This window comes from Flavobacterium pokkalii (assembly GCF_014596575.1).
GTDB lineage: Bacteria > Bacteroidota > Bacteroidia > Flavobacteriales > Flavobacteriaceae > Flavobacterium > Flavobacterium pokkalii.
This window is the reverse complement of the sequence record NZ_NASZ01000021.1, coordinates 13,013-28,167: the sequence shown is the minus strand read 5'-3', so window position 1 is coordinate 28,167 and position 15,155 is coordinate 13,013. Positions and strand designations below refer to the sequence as shown.

18 protein-coding genes are annotated in these 15,155 nt (G+C 35.0%); 4 read left to right on the top strand and 14 right to left on the bottom strand.

Going from position 1 to position 15,155, the window contains the following annotated elements:
- Positions 1-20: 20 nt before the first annotated feature.
- The 4 genes from B6A10_RS12690 to B6A10_RS16365 all read right to left on the bottom strand — a co-directional run bounded on the left by B6A10_RS12690 (position 21) and on the right by B6A10_RS16365 (position 2,593).
- A complete protein-coding gene (locus tag B6A10_RS12690) occupies positions 21-437 on the bottom strand; it encodes a hypothetical protein (RefSeq protein WP_188221171.1) in 417 nt (138 codons plus the stop codon).
- Positions 438-470: 33 nt separating this feature from the next.
- Positions 471-1,013 carry an RNA polymerase sigma factor gene (locus B6A10_RS12685; protein ID WP_188221170.1) on the bottom strand — a complete coding sequence of 181 codons (543 nt, stop codon included), beginning with the start codon at positions 1,011-1,013 and terminating at the stop codon, positions 471-473.
- A 54-nt stretch (positions 1,014-1,067) separates the two neighbouring features.
- Positions 1,068-2,183 (bottom strand): SRPBCC family protein, encoded by a 1,116-nt coding sequence (locus B6A10_RS12680; protein ID WP_188221169.1) that lies wholly within the window; start codon positions 2,181-2,183, stop codon positions 1,068-1,070.
- Positions 2,184-2,404: 221 nt separating this feature from the next.
- Positions 2,405-2,593 (bottom strand): hypothetical protein, encoded by a 189-nt coding sequence (locus B6A10_RS16365; protein WP_238929401.1) that lies wholly within the window; start codon positions 2,591-2,593, stop codon positions 2,405-2,407.
- A gap of 80 nt (positions 2,594-2,673) precedes the next feature.
- Here B6A10_RS16365 and B6A10_RS12675 point away from each other — a divergent pair, with 80 nt between their 5' ends.
- Positions 2,674-3,063 carry a pyrophosphohydrolase domain-containing protein gene (locus tag B6A10_RS12675; protein WP_026714957.1) on the top strand — a complete coding sequence of 130 codons (390 nt, stop codon included), beginning with the start codon at positions 2,674-2,676 and terminating at the stop codon, positions 3,061-3,063.
- A gap of 134 nt (positions 3,064-3,197) precedes the next feature.
- Here B6A10_RS12675 and B6A10_RS12670 read toward each other — a convergent pair whose 3' ends face one another.
- The 10 genes from B6A10_RS12670 to B6A10_RS12625 all read right to left on the bottom strand — a co-directional run bounded on the left by B6A10_RS12670 (position 3,198) and on the right by B6A10_RS12625 (position 11,508).
- Entirely contained in the window at positions 3,198-4,154 is a 957-nt protein-coding gene (locus B6A10_RS12670) for a transketolase family protein (protein ID WP_188221168.1), read from the bottom strand.
- An 83-nt stretch (positions 4,155-4,237) separates the two neighbouring features.
- Complete coding sequence (locus tag B6A10_RS12665; RefSeq protein ID WP_188221167.1) at positions 4,238-5,092, bottom strand: transketolase; 855 nt, start codon at positions 5,090-5,092, stop codon at positions 4,238-4,240.
- A 158-nt stretch (positions 5,093-5,250) separates the two neighbouring features.
- Positions 5,251-5,694, bottom strand: a complete 444-nt coding sequence (locus B6A10_RS12660; RefSeq protein ID WP_188221166.1) for an OsmC family protein — start codon at positions 5,692-5,694, stop codon at positions 5,251-5,253.
- A 22-nt stretch (positions 5,695-5,716) separates the two neighbouring features.
- Positions 5,717-6,031 (bottom strand): rhodanese-like domain-containing protein, encoded by a 315-nt coding sequence (locus B6A10_RS12655; RefSeq protein WP_188221165.1) that lies wholly within the window; start codon positions 6,029-6,031, stop codon positions 5,717-5,719.
- A 1-nt stretch (position 6,032) separates the two neighbouring features.
- Positions 6,033-6,317 (bottom strand): rhodanese-like domain-containing protein, encoded by a 285-nt coding sequence (locus tag B6A10_RS12650; protein ID WP_188221164.1) that lies wholly within the window; start codon positions 6,315-6,317, stop codon positions 6,033-6,035.
- Positions 6,318-6,445: 128 nt separating this feature from the next.
- Complete coding sequence (locus B6A10_RS12645; protein WP_188221163.1) at positions 6,446-7,960, bottom strand: flotillin family protein; 1,515 nt, start codon at positions 7,958-7,960, stop codon at positions 6,446-6,448.
- A 9-nt stretch (positions 7,961-7,969) separates the two neighbouring features.
- Complete coding sequence (locus B6A10_RS12640) at positions 7,970-8,539, bottom strand: NfeD family protein (protein WP_188221162.1); 570 nt, start codon at positions 8,537-8,539, stop codon at positions 7,970-7,972.
- A gap of 97 nt (positions 8,540-8,636) precedes the next feature.
- The gene (locus B6A10_RS12635; RefSeq protein ID WP_188221161.1) at positions 8,637-9,185 is read right to left on the bottom strand and encodes an RBBP9/YdeN family alpha/beta hydrolase; all 549 of its coding nucleotides are present in this window, start codon (positions 9,183-9,185) and stop codon (positions 8,637-8,639) included.
- 163 nt (positions 9,186-9,348) lie between these two features.
- On the bottom strand, positions 9,349-9,828 hold the full coding sequence (locus B6A10_RS12630; RefSeq protein WP_188221160.1) for a hypothetical protein: 480 nt from the start codon (positions 9,826-9,828) through the stop codon (positions 9,349-9,351).
- A gap of 117 nt (positions 9,829-9,945) precedes the next feature.
- Positions 9,946-11,508, bottom strand: coding sequence for a protein adenylyltransferase SelO (locus tag B6A10_RS12625; protein WP_188221159.1), 1,563 nt, complete (start codon positions 11,506-11,508; stop codon positions 9,946-9,948).
- A 421-nt stretch (positions 11,509-11,929) separates the two neighbouring features.
- Between B6A10_RS12625 and tgt the strand changes: the two genes are divergently transcribed.
- The 3 genes from tgt to B6A10_RS12610 all read left to right on the top strand — a co-directional run bounded on the left by tgt (position 11,930) and on the right by B6A10_RS12610 (position 15,104).
- Positions 11,930-13,060, top strand: a complete 1,131-nt coding sequence (tgt, locus tag B6A10_RS12620) for a tRNA guanosine(34) transglycosylase Tgt (RefSeq protein WP_055090601.1) — start codon at positions 11,930-11,932, stop codon at positions 13,058-13,060.
- Between the two features lie 66 nt (positions 13,061-13,126).
- Positions 13,127-14,215, top strand: coding sequence for an LptF/LptG family permease (locus tag B6A10_RS12615; RefSeq protein WP_055090564.1), 1,089 nt, complete (start codon positions 13,127-13,129; stop codon positions 14,213-14,215).
- Positions 14,202-15,104: a DMT family transporter gene (locus B6A10_RS12610; RefSeq protein ID WP_188221158.1), complete on the top strand. Its 903-nt coding sequence runs from the start codon at positions 14,202-14,204 to the stop codon at positions 15,102-15,104. Before B6A10_RS12615 ends, B6A10_RS12610 begins: the two co-directional genes overlap by 14 nt.
- Positions 15,105-15,155: the final 51 nt, after the last annotated feature.

The following is a 15,155-nucleotide window of genomic DNA, read 5'->3' as shown; positions in this document are numbered from 1 at the left end:
TTTTCTTTTTTTTGGTAATATTATTCTATAATGTAATGTTCTAAATTATTGTTGCTTATTAAAATTTCTTCTATAGTTTGGTCTTTCAGCACAATATCGGTGTCTATTTTGTCAATCTCTTCTAGGTCTAATTCATTAATTAAATCATCCTGATTGATAGTGGACTGATAACTCAGGTAATTTTCGAGTGTTGTGGTGTCTAATTCGTTAGAATGACTGGCATTTTTTATTAAAACAGGAATTGCTAAAGCAAAAACAAAAACGGCGGCAACCATCATTATTATATTTCTTTTATTTTGTAATAATGAAATTGTTTTGGGTTCGTTTTTAGGTAACTGACTTAATAAATTAGCTGAGAATTTGTCAAAATAAGCATCTTCCGGCGTTTTTAATCCGGAGCTGATTTTAGGGCTATTATTTAATTTAAATTCTTTCATGATAGTTATTAGACCAAATAAAAGGCAAAAGGTTTAATTAGTTGTTAATAATGCTTCTATTTTTTTTACGGCATGATGGTAAGAAGCTTTTAAGGCTCCTACCGAAGTTCCCAGAATCTCTGAGATTTCTTCGTATTTTAATTCTTCAAAATATTTCATTTTAAAAACCAGTTGTTGTTTTTCCGGAAGAGTTGCAATGGCTTTGTGTAGTGCAATTTGAATTTCGTTTCCGTCAAAATAAACGTCGGCTTTGAGTTTGTCTATGGTGTTGTTTTGCAAAGTTTCTGATGAGATGCCGCTTTTTTTTGCTTTTTGGTTTAAAAAACTTAAGGCTTCATTGGTGGCAATTCGGTACATCCAGGAAAATAATTTACTTTCTCCTTTAAAATTTTTAATATTCTGAAATACCTTTATAAAGGTGTTTTGTAAAACATCATCCGTATCGTCATGATTTAAAACGATGTTTCTAATATGGTTGTAAAGTGGCTTTTGGTACAGATGCAACAATTTCTGAAAAGCGTCATTCTGCGTTTTCGGATTTAATAATTGTTGTATGAATTCCTTTTCGTCCAGCAAAGTTTTTTTAGAATTAGATAAAATAGTGGTGCAAAGGTTTAAAGAAGAAAGTTGCTAAAACTGGAATTCTTCTTCAATTTTTGTGTTTGGCTCTTCCTGATGCGGATTTGGATTTGTTGCCGGAGCAGTTTTTACTACCGGAGCCGGAGCTACTTTAGGAACAATTGGGATGTAAATTTCCGTAACCCATTTTGACGGATTTTTTACTTCATTTTTACCGGTTGAATAAATTTCCAAAAATGAAAAAATAGGATTTGGACTTAATTTGTTTTGGTTCAAAAAGTTAACGGTTTTGTTGTAAGCCGCTTTTAAGTGCGAATAATCTCCGGTTAAAGTTGTTTTGGCACCTTCAAAAGCCTCAATTTTACCCGATGAGATGTCGCTGCCGGAGCTTAAAAAGATAGCGTTTTGAATACCAACTCCAATAGTAATTCGGGCGAGTCCTTTTTCAGTGTCATAAGTATGATAAAGAATAAAAGGCTTGCCGTTAATAGTGATATTGTTTTTCTCGCAAAAAGTTTTCAGTTTTGGAATGACAATTTTGAAATTTTTAGTCACTTTAGCCAGTTCACTGGTAAAAGTTTGCCCAATGTAGTTCATAGCCGGTTTTTGAACCAATCCATTTTCAATGGTTGAAAAAGTGTTGATTTCGTAGTCTAAAGCCTTATCCAGATTAGCTAGGCTTTTTTCATAAATAGTACCAATTACCCTGTTGGTTCCGCCATTTAGAGCAGCATAAATTTTGAAGAAAAAACTCATTTTTCCTTTAGACCTCCAGGTTACTTTTGTACCTCCAATGGTGTCTTTAAAATGCCAGCTTATGGTAGAAGTGGTTCCTTCAAAATCCAGAGCTTGGGCAATGCTGTCATTTTCTTTTACGGCAATGGTGCGAATTTGTCCCTGACCATCTTTTCCTTCCCAGGAGTAAGAAGCGCCTTTTCCAATGGTGTTTGGAGCGTAATTTATTTTAATTTCAGGATCTTCGGTAGTCCAGGAACCAAAGTCGTTCCAGTTTCGGTAATCATTGACATAGTTGTAAACCGAAGTTACGGGAGAATTAATAATCTTACTTCTTTCAACCAGGAAATCTCCTTTTTGTGTAGCGATGAATATCGATAAAGCCACAAGGCTAAGTAATAATAAAAGAAAGATATATTTTATAATTCTCATAATTCATTGATTATTTTCTGATGTAAAGTTAGAAATTTTATCAATATGCAAGACTATGAGTATAAAAAATATAAAAAGAGATAATTTGTTGAATTAATACCAACAAACTTTTGAAAAATTCTAAAAAAACGCAGTAGTTTTTGAATTGCGTAATTTTCTAATTTATTTTTTTTTTTTTTTTTTTAGGGTCGTAAATTACTGTTTTTTAGTGCTTTATTTTGTTATCGTTTTAAAAATATTTTAATAACAAATAATAATCCGATGAAAATAAAGAAGCCAATTAAGATTTTGTAATTTCCTTTATAAAAAAGCTTATGCGTGTTAATGTCTTTTCGATAGGAAAAAATCATAACAATGATAAAAGCGATTAGAAAACAAATTGCAAAAATTAATTGACCCTGACTAAACATAATTTGAAAAATTTATTGCAAAAATAATCAATTGTTTAGGATTAGTTGCTAATTTGCAATTCATTTAATTAATAATAATTATGCAAAAGCAAATAAACTCTGTTAAAGAATTTCATACAGCATTCGGGATAGGACATAGCGAAGAACCAATTGCCGATTTAGGAGAAACTAAAAATACGCTTCGTTATCATCTGATGAAAGAAGAGAATGAAGAATATCTGGAAGCGGTTAAAAATAATGATTTGGTTGAAATTGCGGATGCTTTGGGAGATATGATGTATATTTTGTGTGGAACGATAATAGAGCACGGACTTCAGGATAAAATTGAAGCTGTTTTTGATGAAATTCAAAGAAGTAATATGAGTAAGCTGGGCGAAGATGGTAAACCTATTTATCGCGAAGATGGAAAAGTGATGAAAGGGCCTAATTATTTTAAACCCGATTTTTCGAAAATATTAGGAGAGATTTAATAAAAAAGTCGATTTTCAAATTTTGAAAACCGACTTTTTTAGGTTTATTACGATTAAATGACGATATTTCATAAAGAAAGAATCCCATCTCGTTTAGAACAAGATGGGATTTTTTATATGGTATAAAGTTAGAATTATTTTTTTCTAGCCATTACTTTTTCTACAGCTTCAACAATCGCTTGATTGTTTAACTTGTATTTTTCCATTAATTGCTCAGGAGTTCCAGATTCACCAAAAGTATCTTTAACAGCAACAAACTCTTGTGGAGTAGGGTTGTTCAAAGCTAATACACCAGCAATACTTTCTCCAAGTCCGCCAAGGTAGTTGTGCTCTTCAGCAGTAACAATACATCCTGTTTTAGCAACTGATTTTAAAATAGCTTCTTCGTCAAGAGGTTTAATAGTGTGAATATTGATAACTTCAGCAGAAATTCCTTTTTCTTCTAGTTTTTCAGCCGCAATTAAAGCTTCCCAAACTAAGTGACCTGTTGCAACAATAGTTACGTCAGTTCCTTCGTTTAGCATAATCGCTTTACCAATTACGAAAGGCTCGTCAGCAGGAGTGAAATTAGGTACAACCGGACGTCCAAAACGCAAGTAAGCAGGACCGTGGTGATCAGCAAGAGCAATAGTAGCCGCTTTAGTTTGGTTGTGGTCACAAGTGTTGATAACAGTCATTCCTGGTAACATTTTCATCAAACCGATATCTTCTAAGATTTGGTGAGTAGCACCGTCTTCTCCAAGTGTTAAACCAGCGTGAGAAGCACAGATTTTCACGTTTTTTTCAGAGTAAGCTACTGATTGACGAATTTGGTCGTAAACCCTTCCTGTAGAGAAGTTAGCGAAAGTTCCTGTGAAAGGAATTTTTCCACCTATAGTTAAACCGGCAGCAATTCCAATCATGTTTGCTTCAGCAATTCCGATTTGGAAAAAACGCTCCGGGTGATTTTTTTTGAATTCGTCAAATTTTAACGAACCAATTAAATCCGCACAAAGTGCTACTACATTTTCATTTTTTTGACCTAATTCAGCCATTCCCACTCCAAAACCTGAACGGGTATCTTTGCTTCCTGTATTTGTATATTTTTTCATTATTTTTTTAAATTGAAAGATTAAAAAAAATTGAAAGATTAGTGGATTCCAAATCAGAAACCGTTAATCTGCAATTTTAATTCTTAATAATCTGAATTGCCTCCAGTATTATAGTTTTGTCCTAAAGCGTTTGCCAATTGCTCGTCATTTGGTGCTTTACCGTGCCAAGCATGACTGTGCATCATATAATCTACACCATTACCCATTTCGGTATGTAGTAATACACAAACAGGTTTACCTTTTCCTGTTCTGGCTTTCGCTTCGGCCATTCCTCCAATAATAGCTTCTATGTCGTTTCCATTAGTGATTTCAACCACTTCCCAGTCAAAAGCTTCAAATTTAGCACGAAGACTTCCCATGCATAAAACTTCGTCAGTAGTTCCGTCAATTTGTTTCCCGTTAAGATCCACAGTTGCAATGATGTTGTCAACACCTTTTGCAGAAGCATACATAATTGCTTCCCAGTTTTGACCTTCCTGCAACTCTCCGTCACCGTGAAGTGTATAAACGATATGTTTGTCGTTGTTTAATTTTTTTGCCTGAGCAGCTCCAAGAGCTACTGATAATCCCTGACCTAAAGATCCCGAAGCAATACGTACACCAGGTAAATGGTCGTGAGTAGTTGGGTGTCCTTGTAATCTTGAATTTAACAAACGGAAAGTTCCTAATTCAGATACAGGGAAATAACCGCTACGTGCAAGAACACTGTAAAAAACCGGTGAAATATGTCCGTTTGACAAGAAGAATAAATCTTCTCCGATTCCGTCCATGTCCCAGCCTTCTTTGCGTTCCATAATGTTTTGATATAAGGCTACCAAAAATTCGGTACAACCTAGAGAACCTCCCGGGTGCCCTGAATTAACAGCGTGAACCATTCGAAGGATGTCTCTTCTTACTTGGATAATTAAATCGTTTAATTGTTGAGTGTTAGGTTTCATTTTTAGTGTAATAGTTAAACTGCTGCAAATGTAAATTTTATTTTTCCGTAAGACAAGGGATTTTAAGAATTGTTTAGGATTAAATAAATAAGGGCATAAAAAAAGTCCGAAATAGGACTTTTTTTGAGGTTTTAGATATTGATATTCGTTTCTTTTGTTTAAGAAACAATTTCCGAAATAATTACTCTCGGATTCATTGCGACCTTTGATTTGATCGAATTTGAAATTAAGCAGGCAGCTTCTGATTTTGCTAATATTTTTTGCGCTTTAGCCAAATCGTTTTCAGAATTAATTTCTAAAGTTGGTTCCAAAATTATTTCAGTCATTAGAAATTTTCCATCAATTTGCTCTATTTTTCCTTTGGAATCACATTTGAAATTTTGAAACTCTAATTTCGAATTTTCAGCTATGGCTAAAAAAGTAGTCATAAAACAACTCACCACAGCAGCGGTTAATAAATGTTCCGGCGACCAAATGCCTGCTATTCCGTGTGGAAAAGGAGGAGGTGTAGCTACTTCTATATTTTGATTCAATTCAGGTGAAGAAAGAATTCCTCGTCTTTCAGATGTCCAGTTTAAATTTACATGGTAAGTTGCTTCCATAAGTATGTTGTTTTGGTAGTTTTTAGGCTATTTTATTGGCTAAACTGTTCCAGCCGCCGCCATTATGTATTCGGGTGAAATGTTGAGATTTTAAAAATCTTGCGGCCGAAGCGCTTCGCATTCCCGAAGCACAGCAGGTTATAATGGTTTGGTCTTTTTTTAATTTTGAAATGTGATTTTCTAATTCGTTGAGAGGCAGATTTATCGCGTCTTTAATGTGACCTTGTTTGAATTCGGCCGGAGAGCGTACGTCTAAAATAACGGCTCCTTCTTTTACTAAGTTTGCAAAATCGGTTTTAGGGCTGCTGCCAAATATTTTTTTAAATAAATTGATCATGTTATTCTTGTTTGGATTGATAATAATTAACGTCTAGCCAAGAACCGCCGTTATAGCATTCGATTCCGAGTTGCGATAGAAAATGTTGTGCCTGGCCGCTTCGGTTGCCGGAAGCGCAACAAAGAATTAAAGGTGTTTTGAGTTGTTTGATTTTTTCAATTCTTTCCGGAATTTGATTTAAGGCAATGTTTATCGAACCCGCAACATGACCTTCCATAAATTCACCATAGGAACGAACATCGACTATAGTTCCTTCGTTTGTCTGTATTATTTTTTGTAAGTCCATTGTTTTTGTATTTTGTTACTGTAAAACTATTTTAAGAAAACAAGTCGGACAGTAACTTTAGTTACACAACAAAAAAATTAAATAAAAAGCCTTGCGATGGGCAAGGCTTTAAAGTTTTTTTGCGAAAATTAATTTTTAGGTTCTTCTTTATCAGGGGTGATAATCTCAGTTTCAGTTTGATTTTCTCCTTTCAAATAACTAGGTAAATTTAATCCTGCCATGTTGAATAAATCGTTCAAAGGCGGTACGGTTTTCATCATGCCGGAAACAAAATTAGCTGTAGAGCCATTTCCGTTTTCATTATTTCCTGAATCCCAAACGGTGATTTTGTCAATCTTGATGTTTTTCACGGCTTCCACCTGCGTTTTAACCAATTCAGGTAATTTTTCAATTAACAATAATTGGAATGCCTGACCGGGGTCGCCTCCGGCAGCTTCCACCACTTGTTTGTAACCTTCGGCCTGTTTGGTAAGAATTTCGTAAAGACCTTTGGCTTCAGCTTCCATCTTAGCATAAATCGCGTCCGCCTCTCCTTTGGCATTTTCTCTGATTCTTTCGGCATCGGCCTGAGCTTCGATAATGGCGCGTTGTTTAGCAATTTCGGCAGGAACTACTACGTTAGCAATTTGGGTAGAACGTTCTCTTTCAGATCGGGCTGTTTCCGCTTTTTGCTCTGCGATATACGATTCTTCCAATGCTTTTGCCTGTTGTACTTTTTCAGCTGCAATGGCAACGCGCAAAGATTCAGCTTCTTTTTCTCTACGTAAAGCTTCCGAATTGGCAATGGCAATTTTAGCCTCGTTTTCTCCTTTGATAGCTATCGCATTGGCTTCCGAAGTTTTTACTCTGGTGTCTCTTTCGGCTTCGGCTTTACCAATGGCTTCATCTTTTGAGGCAGCGGCAATACTAATTTCGCGGTCTTTTTGTGTAATAGCAATTTTTACATCACGATCTCTATGTGTTTCGGCAATTTGAGTATCTTTTTCTCTGTCGGCTAAGGCTTTTCCGGTTTCCCCGATTTTTTCCTGTTCGGCAACCGAAATTTTCGCCTCGTTAATCGCTTTGGCAGCAGCTTCTTTTCCTAAAGCTTCGATATAACCGGACTCGTCTTTGATATCGGTAACGTTTACGTTGATTAATTTCAAACCAATTTTACGCAATTCGCTATCCACATTTTTAGAAATATTGTCCAAAAATTTATCTCTGTCGGAATTAATTTCTTCAATCGTCATCGTAGCAATTACCAAACGCAATTGTCCAAATAAAATATCTTTGGCTAATTCCTGAATTTGCTCCGAAGTCAATCCTAATAATCTTTCTGCAGCTGTATTCATGCTGTCAGCTTCGGTAGAAATAGCAATGGTAAAACGACAAGGAACATCCACACGAATGTTTTGTCTACTTAAAGCATTGGTTAGGTTGGCTTCAATAGAAAGTGGTTTTAAATCTAAAAAAGCATAATCTTGGATTACAGGCCAAATAAAAGCACCTCCGCCGTGCACACATTTGGCCGAAGTGCCTCCGGTTTTTCCATAAATTACTAATATTTTGTCAGATGGACATCTTTTGTAACGGGAAATTAAGGCTGAAATAGTTACAAAAAAGACAACTGCGGCAACCGCAATAATTAAAACTGGTGTCATGGATTGGATTTAAATAGGTTGAACGATAATAATATTGTTGTTTTCAATTTTTACAACTTTTACGGTACTTCCGGAAGCAATTTTTTCGACATGTTCCGTCATGGCATCCAATTCGTGAAAAGCACCATTGATAGAGATCATAATTTTCCCTTTTCCGGATTTGTTTTCCGGAATAGTTAAATATACCTCTGCTGATTGGTGAAGGGTATTTTCGAGTTTAAAGGAATTGTCTTCTTCTAATTTTTGAACCTGTTTAATAATAAGGAAGAAAACAAAGACAAACAGACAACCTATTATTACTGCAAGAGCTATTAAAAGGCTTGAATTTTCGATGCTGTTGTAGAGTGAAATTCCTGACCAACTGAAACCTAGTAAAAAGTTGATGAGATTTCGAAGCGAAAATAATTGAAAAGTAGAATCGCCACCTTCAAGGTCGCCATCAAAATCGGCTTGAAGACCGTCTGAGGAATCAACTCCTGAAAAGGTCATTACTGCCTGAATGGCAAAAATTAATGAGGTAGGAATAGCAATGTACCAAAAGGTTTTGAGTAATACAGGCAAATTTTCCAGTAGTTCCATAATGTATAACTTTTGTTAGTTATACAAACATAATGAAATTACTTACTAAAGCAATGCGAGTAGTGTAAAAAAATTAGGATGTTTTTTTATGTTGCCATTATTTTGTAATGGATTGCAATAAAGATTCCAGAATTTGCTGGCCTTCTTCCCAAAGTCCCAGTTGAGATTCAAAATTTAAATGACCTTTTGGACCCACATTATAAAAAAGGCTTTCCCATTTATTAGCTAAAAATTCCGCTCTTTCAACCGAAATATAAGGATCGTTAGAACTGCTAATTACGATAGAAGGATAATTTAGTTTGTTTAATGGAATAGGAGCAAAGTTCCAGGTTTCTTCCGGTGTGTGCTTAGAAGATTCTACATCGGCGGGAGCTACGAGTAAAGCTCCTGCTATCTTACTTGTATCGTTTTGTTGTGACCAATGTGTTACTAAAGAAACAGCCAAACTATGTGCTACAATAACAACAGGTGTTTCAATAGAATTTATAGTCGCATCCAGATTTTTTAACCAATCCTGTAATTGCGGTTGATTCCAATTATTCTGAACTACTTTTTTGGTGTTTGGAAAATGCTGTAACCAATTGTCCTGCCAATGTCCGGTTGTGGAATCGCCTAAACCGGGAACTATTAATAAGGTATGTTTCATAGTTTTTGTAATTTTATAAGGATGATACAAAACTATAAAATTCGCTTTACTATATCAAATTAGTATAATAAAAATAAATGAATACACTGTAACAAGTTTTATAAAAACAGAATTCCGCAAAACTGAGGAGTCAATGCGGAATTCTGTACTATAAAAAATCAGTTTAAAATTGTTTACCAGGAGGAGGAGGAAAATCATTTATCTTTATTGAATTATTTCTTGAATCTAAATGATTAAATTTTTTTTCTTTCCCTTTTTCGTAATAAATTATTTTACAAAACTTCACCCTCCCTTCTTGTGATTGTTTATATGTTCTAATAATCGAATCTATTGTCGTACTCTTTTCATATCCGTTGATGTAATATTGTTTTGTTATAATATAATAATCATTATCGATTTTCTTTACTTGTAGATTTCCTGAAGCAAAAATTGTATCTGTGTCTGATTGAAATTCGAATTTTTGTCCCTTGACGAGTGTTGAAAAAACAGTGTCACTTTTTGGGTTAATATACAATTTGTAAGTGTACATTATTCCATCTGAATTGACCTTTTTAAAAGCGTTTGTGTAATTATAATCACCGATTTTTTCTGTGTGATTACAGCTGAAATTGATTAAAAGTGCAAAAAATATTATTTTTTTCAAATTTCTAGTTATTTATGTTTAAAACAAATCTAATAAAAATATATTTTGTTTTTTCTTACAAAATAAAAAAGTACAGCTTTCACTGTACTTTTAAGATTTGATATATTATATTCAAAACTAAGAACTACAAGACAACATCGAACAACCTACTTTATTTCTTGCCCATTCCGGACGTTTAACAAACCATTTTTCTTGTTCTTTTTGTTCGGAATACGGGTTTTTTAAGAGATTGAAAAGTTCGTCAATCAGGTTGTAATCGCCTTTGTTGGCGGCATCGATAGCGAGTTGTGCTATGTAATTCCGTAATACATATTTTGGATTGACGCTGTTCATTTTTTCAGCGCGTTCAGTATTGGTTGCTGTTTCTAATTGCAAGCGTAAGCTGTATTGGTTGAACCAATTGTTCCAGGCTTCTGTGATTTTTGGGAATTCTTCAATGGAATTGTAGAAAGCAGCTGCAATAATTTTTAATCCTTCTTCCGGTTTTTCTTTTTGGAACTGACTTAGATTTCTGTAGAAAATGCTCATGTCGGTTTCGGTTAGGTGCAAATTGTTTTCTAATTCCTGAATGAGTTTTTGGTCGTTCTCATTTTGATTGAAAAGTCCAATTTTAGAACGCATCATGTCTAAATATTGGATTTCGAAATTGGTACCAAAATCAGCCAGAATTTTTTCCAAACCTTCGGCTTCGTTGATTAAAAGAAATAAAGCATTTGCCAATTGGTACAAATTCCAAAGGACAATGTTGGGCTGGTTTCCATAACGGTAGCGCTTGTGTTGGGAGTCGGTGGTGTTAGGTGTCCAACCGTAGTCGTAACCTTCGAGCCAGCCATAAGGACCGTAATCGATGGTGAGTCCCAAAATGGACATGTTATCAGTATTCATTACGCCGTGAACAAAACCTACCCGTTGCCAATGAATAACCATTTTCAGACTTTTTTCGGCGACTTTTCCGAAAAATTGCAGATAGCTCTCTTTAGAAGGTTCTCCTAATTCCGGGTAAAAATGTTTGATGGTATAATCAGTCAGTGTTTTTAGAGTTTGCACATCTTTACGTGCGGCTAAGATTTGGTAGTTTCCAAAACGTAAAAAACTAGGTGCAATACGACTTACAATAGCTCCTTTTTCATAAGCCGGATGACCGTTGTAGAGCATATCTCTTAAAACTTCGTCGCCCGACAATGCAAGAGATAAAGCACGAGTAGTAGGAACACCTAAATGAAACATGGCTTCGCTGCATAAATATTCGCGGATGGAAGAGCGCAAAACTGCCAATCCGTCGGCAGTTCTGGAATATGGTGTTTTTCCTGCACCTTTGAGTTGGATAGCCCAACGTTGATTATTGTGAACGATTTCGGTTAAATTGATTGCACGTCCATCGCCTAGTTGTCCTGCCCAGTTTCCAAACTGATGTCCGCCGTAGCACATGGCATAGGGTTGGGTGTTTGGTAAAACTTCGTTTCCAGTGAAAATATTTTTGAATTCTTCGGATTGAGCGTCTTCTTGTGATAATCCTAAGTTTTCGAGCATTTCCGGAGAAACGTGAAGTATTTCAGGATTGGCTGTTTTTACAGGTGTTACAAATGAAAAACAAGCGTTTTCGACCTGTCTGACGTAGTTTTCGGTAATTGGGTCGGCGGGTAATTCTTTGTTGAAAGTATCTTGAATGTTGATTTTCATTGTATTTGTAATTATTGATAATACAAAGTTACAAATATTAATACCACTATAAATCTTCAATTTTACCATTTAAGGAGTTAAGGAAATTTATACTTAATGATTCTTAATTTCTTAATGGTTTGTGTAAAAATCAGCCACGAATTCACTAATTTTTTGATATTATCAAATTTTAAATGGAATTGCACAAATAGAATTCGTATCGAATATCATGCTGTTATTAATTGTCAGGTTAAAAATAAGTTTAGTGAAGAATTTGTGTAATTATAAACGGTTAGTAATTTGTGTTTATTAGTGTAATTCGTGGTGGAAACTTTTAAAAAGGAGGGCTCTTATTTTGCTGTTAAAAGATGTAGCTTTTTTCTAAATTAAACTATCTTTGCGCTCCCGAATAGTCGGAAAAACAATCGGTAGAGAAACCAGTATGAAGTTTGATTTATTACAAAAAGACCCACTTTCTAAAGCCAGAGCGGGAAGTATTACCACTGATCACGGTGTAATTGAAACGCCTATTTTTATGCCTGTAGGAACGGTAGCTTCTGTAAAAGGAGTGCACCAAAGAGAATTGAAAGACGATATTAATCCGGATATTATTCTTGGAAATACTTATCATTTGTATTTGCGTCCGCAGACTAAAATTTTAGAGCAGGCGGGAGGATTGCATAAATTCATGAATTGGGATCGTAATATTTTGACAGATTCTGGAGGTTATCAGGTGTATTCGCTTTCCAATAGCCGAAAAATTAAAGAAGAAGGAGTAAAGTTTAAATCACACATTGATGGTTCTTATCATACTTTTACTCCGGAGAATGTAATGGAAATTCAGCGTACTATTGGAGCTGATATTATCATGGCTTTTGACGAATGTACTCCTTATCCTTGCGATTATCATTATGCCAAACGTTCGATGCACATGACCCACCGTTGGTTAGACCGTTGTATCAATCATTTGGATAAAGTTCCGGTAAAATACGGTTATGATCAGGCATTTTTTCCAATTGTTCAGGGAAGTACTTATAAAGATTTACGACGTCAGTCGGCGGAATATATTGCGAATTCCGGTCAGGTAGGAAATGCTATTGGCGGACTTTCAGTAGGTGAACCAGCCGAAGAAATGTATGCGATGACCGAGGTGGTGACTGAAATTTTGCCGGAAGACAAGCCTCGCTATTTGATGGGTGTGGGAACACCAATTAATATTTTGGAAAATATTGCTCTGGGAATTGATATGTTTGATTGTGTGATGCCTACGCGAAATGCCCGAAACGGGATGTTGTTTACGGCTAATGGAACAATCAATATTAAAAATAAAAAATGGGAAGCCGATTTTTCGCCAATTGACGAAATGGGAATCACCTTTGTGGATACGGAATATTCTAAAGCTTATTTGAGACATTTGTTTTCTGCTAATGAATATCTGGGGAAACAAATTGCAACGATTCACAATTTAGGGTTTTATATGTGGTTGGTTCGCGAAGCCAGAAAACATATCTTAGCCGGAGATTTCAGACCGTGGAAAGAAATGATGGTAAAGAATATGAGTCAAAGACTTTAAAATATGTTGATTTGTTTAATCGTTTATTCGGTTAAACGATTAAACAAATAATCAATTAACGCTATTATGTTAACAATACTAGATAAGTACATTCTGAAAAGATATTTGGCCACTTTTGCGGCTATGTTGTTAATGTTTATTCCAATCGGGATTATTATTGATGTTTCGGAGAAAATCAATTTTATGATTGAGAATAAAGTTCCTTTTCTGGCTATTGTTATCTATTATTATCATTTTACGATTTATTTTGCCAATGCCTTATTTCCGATATTTCTCTTTTTATCGATTATTTGGTTTACTTCAAAATTGGCTAATAATACCGAAATCATTGCCATATTGAGTTCGGGAATTTCCTTTAGCCGTTTTTTAAGACCATATTTTATCGGAGCAACCATTATTTCGATTTTTGTTTTGTTAATGGGATTTTATGTAGTTCCGGTTTCGAGTGAGGGTTTTAATAATTTCCGTTATACTTATTTGAGAAGAGATGGAAAAGAACGAATGCGGGGCGATAATACCGATGTGTACAGGCAGTTGAATGACAAGGAATTTTTGTATGTAAGTAATTTTAATCCAACGTCGAAAATGGCGTTTAATTTTGCTTTGGAAAAATTTGAAAAAGAAAAAATGGTTTCCAAAATTACCGCCAGCCGAATTAAATACAACGAAAAAGACAGCACTTATACCTTGTATGACTATACTAAGCGAACTGTAGGTAAACTAGGCGATAAGATTGAAATTTTGCCTGAAAAAAATGTGAAATTTAAATTTGAACTCGAAGATTTAACTCCGGTAGTTTACATAGCAGAGACGCTGCGACTGGATAAACTAATTGATTTTATTGATAAGGAAAGGAAACGTGGTTCGTCTAATATCAACGTTTATTTAGTGGTTTTCTATAAAAAATTCAGTATTCCGGTTTCGGCCTTCATTTTGACCATTATTGCAGTGGCAGTTTCTTCGATGAAGCGAAGAGGAGGGATGGGAATGAATTTAACCATCGGTATTGCCGTAGCTTTTGGATTTGTGTTTTTTGATAAGATATTTGGCGTATTAGCCGAAAAATCGACTTTTTCACCTCTTGTAGCGGTTTGGTTCTCTAATTTTGTTTTTGGAATTCTGGCTGTTTATTTGTTGCGCAATGCCAAACGATAGAATTAAAAGTTATTTCAATCTCCATCTGATTGTTTTTATTTGGGGGTTTACAGCCATACTTGGCGCTTTAATTACTATTGCCGCCGACTCGATTGTTTGGTATCGAATGCTGATGGCTTCTTTGTTTTTAGCAGTTTACATTTTCTTTTCAAGAAAGTCTTTCCAAATTCCATTTACCGCTTTACTTCAGTTGACTTTTGTAGGGCTGCTAATAGCGCTGCATTGGATTTTTTTCTTCCATGCCATTCATATTTCTAATGTGTCGATAACTTTGTCTGTGTTTTCTTTAGGTGCTTTTTTAGCATCCCTGTTAGAGCCTTTGTTTTATGGACGAAAAGTCCTTTGGTATGAAGTGTTTTTTGGGTTGGTTATTATAGCGGCTTTATCTGTAATTATGCAGGTTGAGGCCGGGTATTTTAAAGGAATGCTCTTTGCCTTGGTAGCCATTGTTCTCGGGGTTTTGTTTACTTTGTTTAATGGTAAATTGATTCAAAAACATGATTCGGCAGTGATTACTTTTTATGAATTTGTAGCCGGTTTTCTTTTTATAACGATTTATTTTATTGGTCAAAATAAATTTAGTCTGGATTTTTTCAGCATTTCAACTAATGATTGGGTGTTGCTGTTGGTTTTGTCTTCGGTTTGTACAGCTTATGCTTTTACGGCTTCGGTAAAAGTGATGAAACAATTGAGTCCTTATACTGTTATGCTGACAACCAATTTAGAGCCGGTTTACGGTATTCTTTTGGCTTATTTTATTATTGGCGATAAGGAAAAAATGAGTGCTTCTTTTTATGCGGGCGCTTTGATTATTCTTTTAGTGGTGATTTTAAACGGAATTTTAAAACACAAACGCAACCTGAAGTTGAAAACAAAAAACAGCAGTTAAGAGTTTTTCTTTTTTAAATAATTACAGCAATCCTTCTATAATTTTATATGT

Bases quoted from the DNA above. Each gene is read 5' to 3' on its own strand.
- B6A10_RS12690 (WP_188221171.1), bottom strand. From the start codon at position 437: ATGAAAGAATTTAAATTAAATAATAGCCCTAAAATCAGCTCCGGATTA.
- B6A10_RS12680 (WP_188221169.1), bottom strand. From the start codon at position 2,183: ATGAGAATTATAAAATATATCTTTCTTTTATTATTACTTAGCCTTGTG.
- B6A10_RS16365 (WP_238929401.1), bottom strand. From the start codon at position 2,593: ATGTTTAGTCAGGGTCAATTAATTTTTGCAATTTGTTTTCTAATCGCT.
- B6A10_RS12675 (WP_026714957.1), top strand. From the start codon at position 2,674: ATGCAAAAGCAAATAAACTCTGTTAAAGAATTTCATACAGCATTCGGG.
- B6A10_RS12670 (WP_188221168.1), bottom strand. From the start codon at position 4,154: ATGAAAAAATATACAAATACAGGAAGCAAAGATACCCGTTCAGGTTTT.
- B6A10_RS12665 (WP_188221167.1), bottom strand. From the start codon at position 5,092: ATGAAACCTAACACTCAACAATTAAACGATTTAATTATCCAAGTAAGA.
- B6A10_RS12660 (WP_188221166.1), bottom strand. From the start codon at position 5,694: ATGGAAGCAACTTACCATGTAAATTTAAACTGGACATCTGAAAGACGA.
- B6A10_RS12655 (WP_188221165.1), bottom strand. From the start codon at position 6,031: ATGATCAATTTATTTAAAAAAATATTTGGCAGCAGCCCTAAAACCGAT.
- B6A10_RS12650 (WP_188221164.1), bottom strand. From the start codon at position 6,317: ATGGACTTACAAAAAATAATACAGACAAACGAAGGAACTATAGTCGAT.
- B6A10_RS12645 (WP_188221163.1), bottom strand. From the start codon at position 7,960: ATGACACCAGTTTTAATTATTGCGGTTGCCGCAGTTGTCTTTTTTGTA.
- B6A10_RS12640 (WP_188221162.1), bottom strand. From the start codon at position 8,539: ATGGAACTACTGGAAAATTTGCCTGTATTACTCAAAACCTTTTGGTAC.
- B6A10_RS12635 (WP_188221161.1), bottom strand. From the start codon at position 9,185: ATGAAACATACCTTATTAATAGTTCCCGGTTTAGGCGATTCCACAACC.
- B6A10_RS12625 (WP_188221159.1), bottom strand. From the start codon at position 11,508: ATGAAAATCAACATTCAAGATACTTTCAACAAAGAATTACCCGCCGAC.
- tgt (WP_055090601.1), top strand. From the start codon at position 11,930: ATGAAGTTTGATTTATTACAAAAAGACCCACTTTCTAAAGCCAGAGCG.
- B6A10_RS12615 (WP_055090564.1), top strand. From the start codon at position 13,127: ATGTTAACAATACTAGATAAGTACATTCTGAAAAGATATTTGGCCACT.
- B6A10_RS12610 (WP_188221158.1), top strand. From the start codon at position 14,202: ATGCCAAACGATAGAATTAAAAGTTATTTCAATCTCCATCTGATTGTT.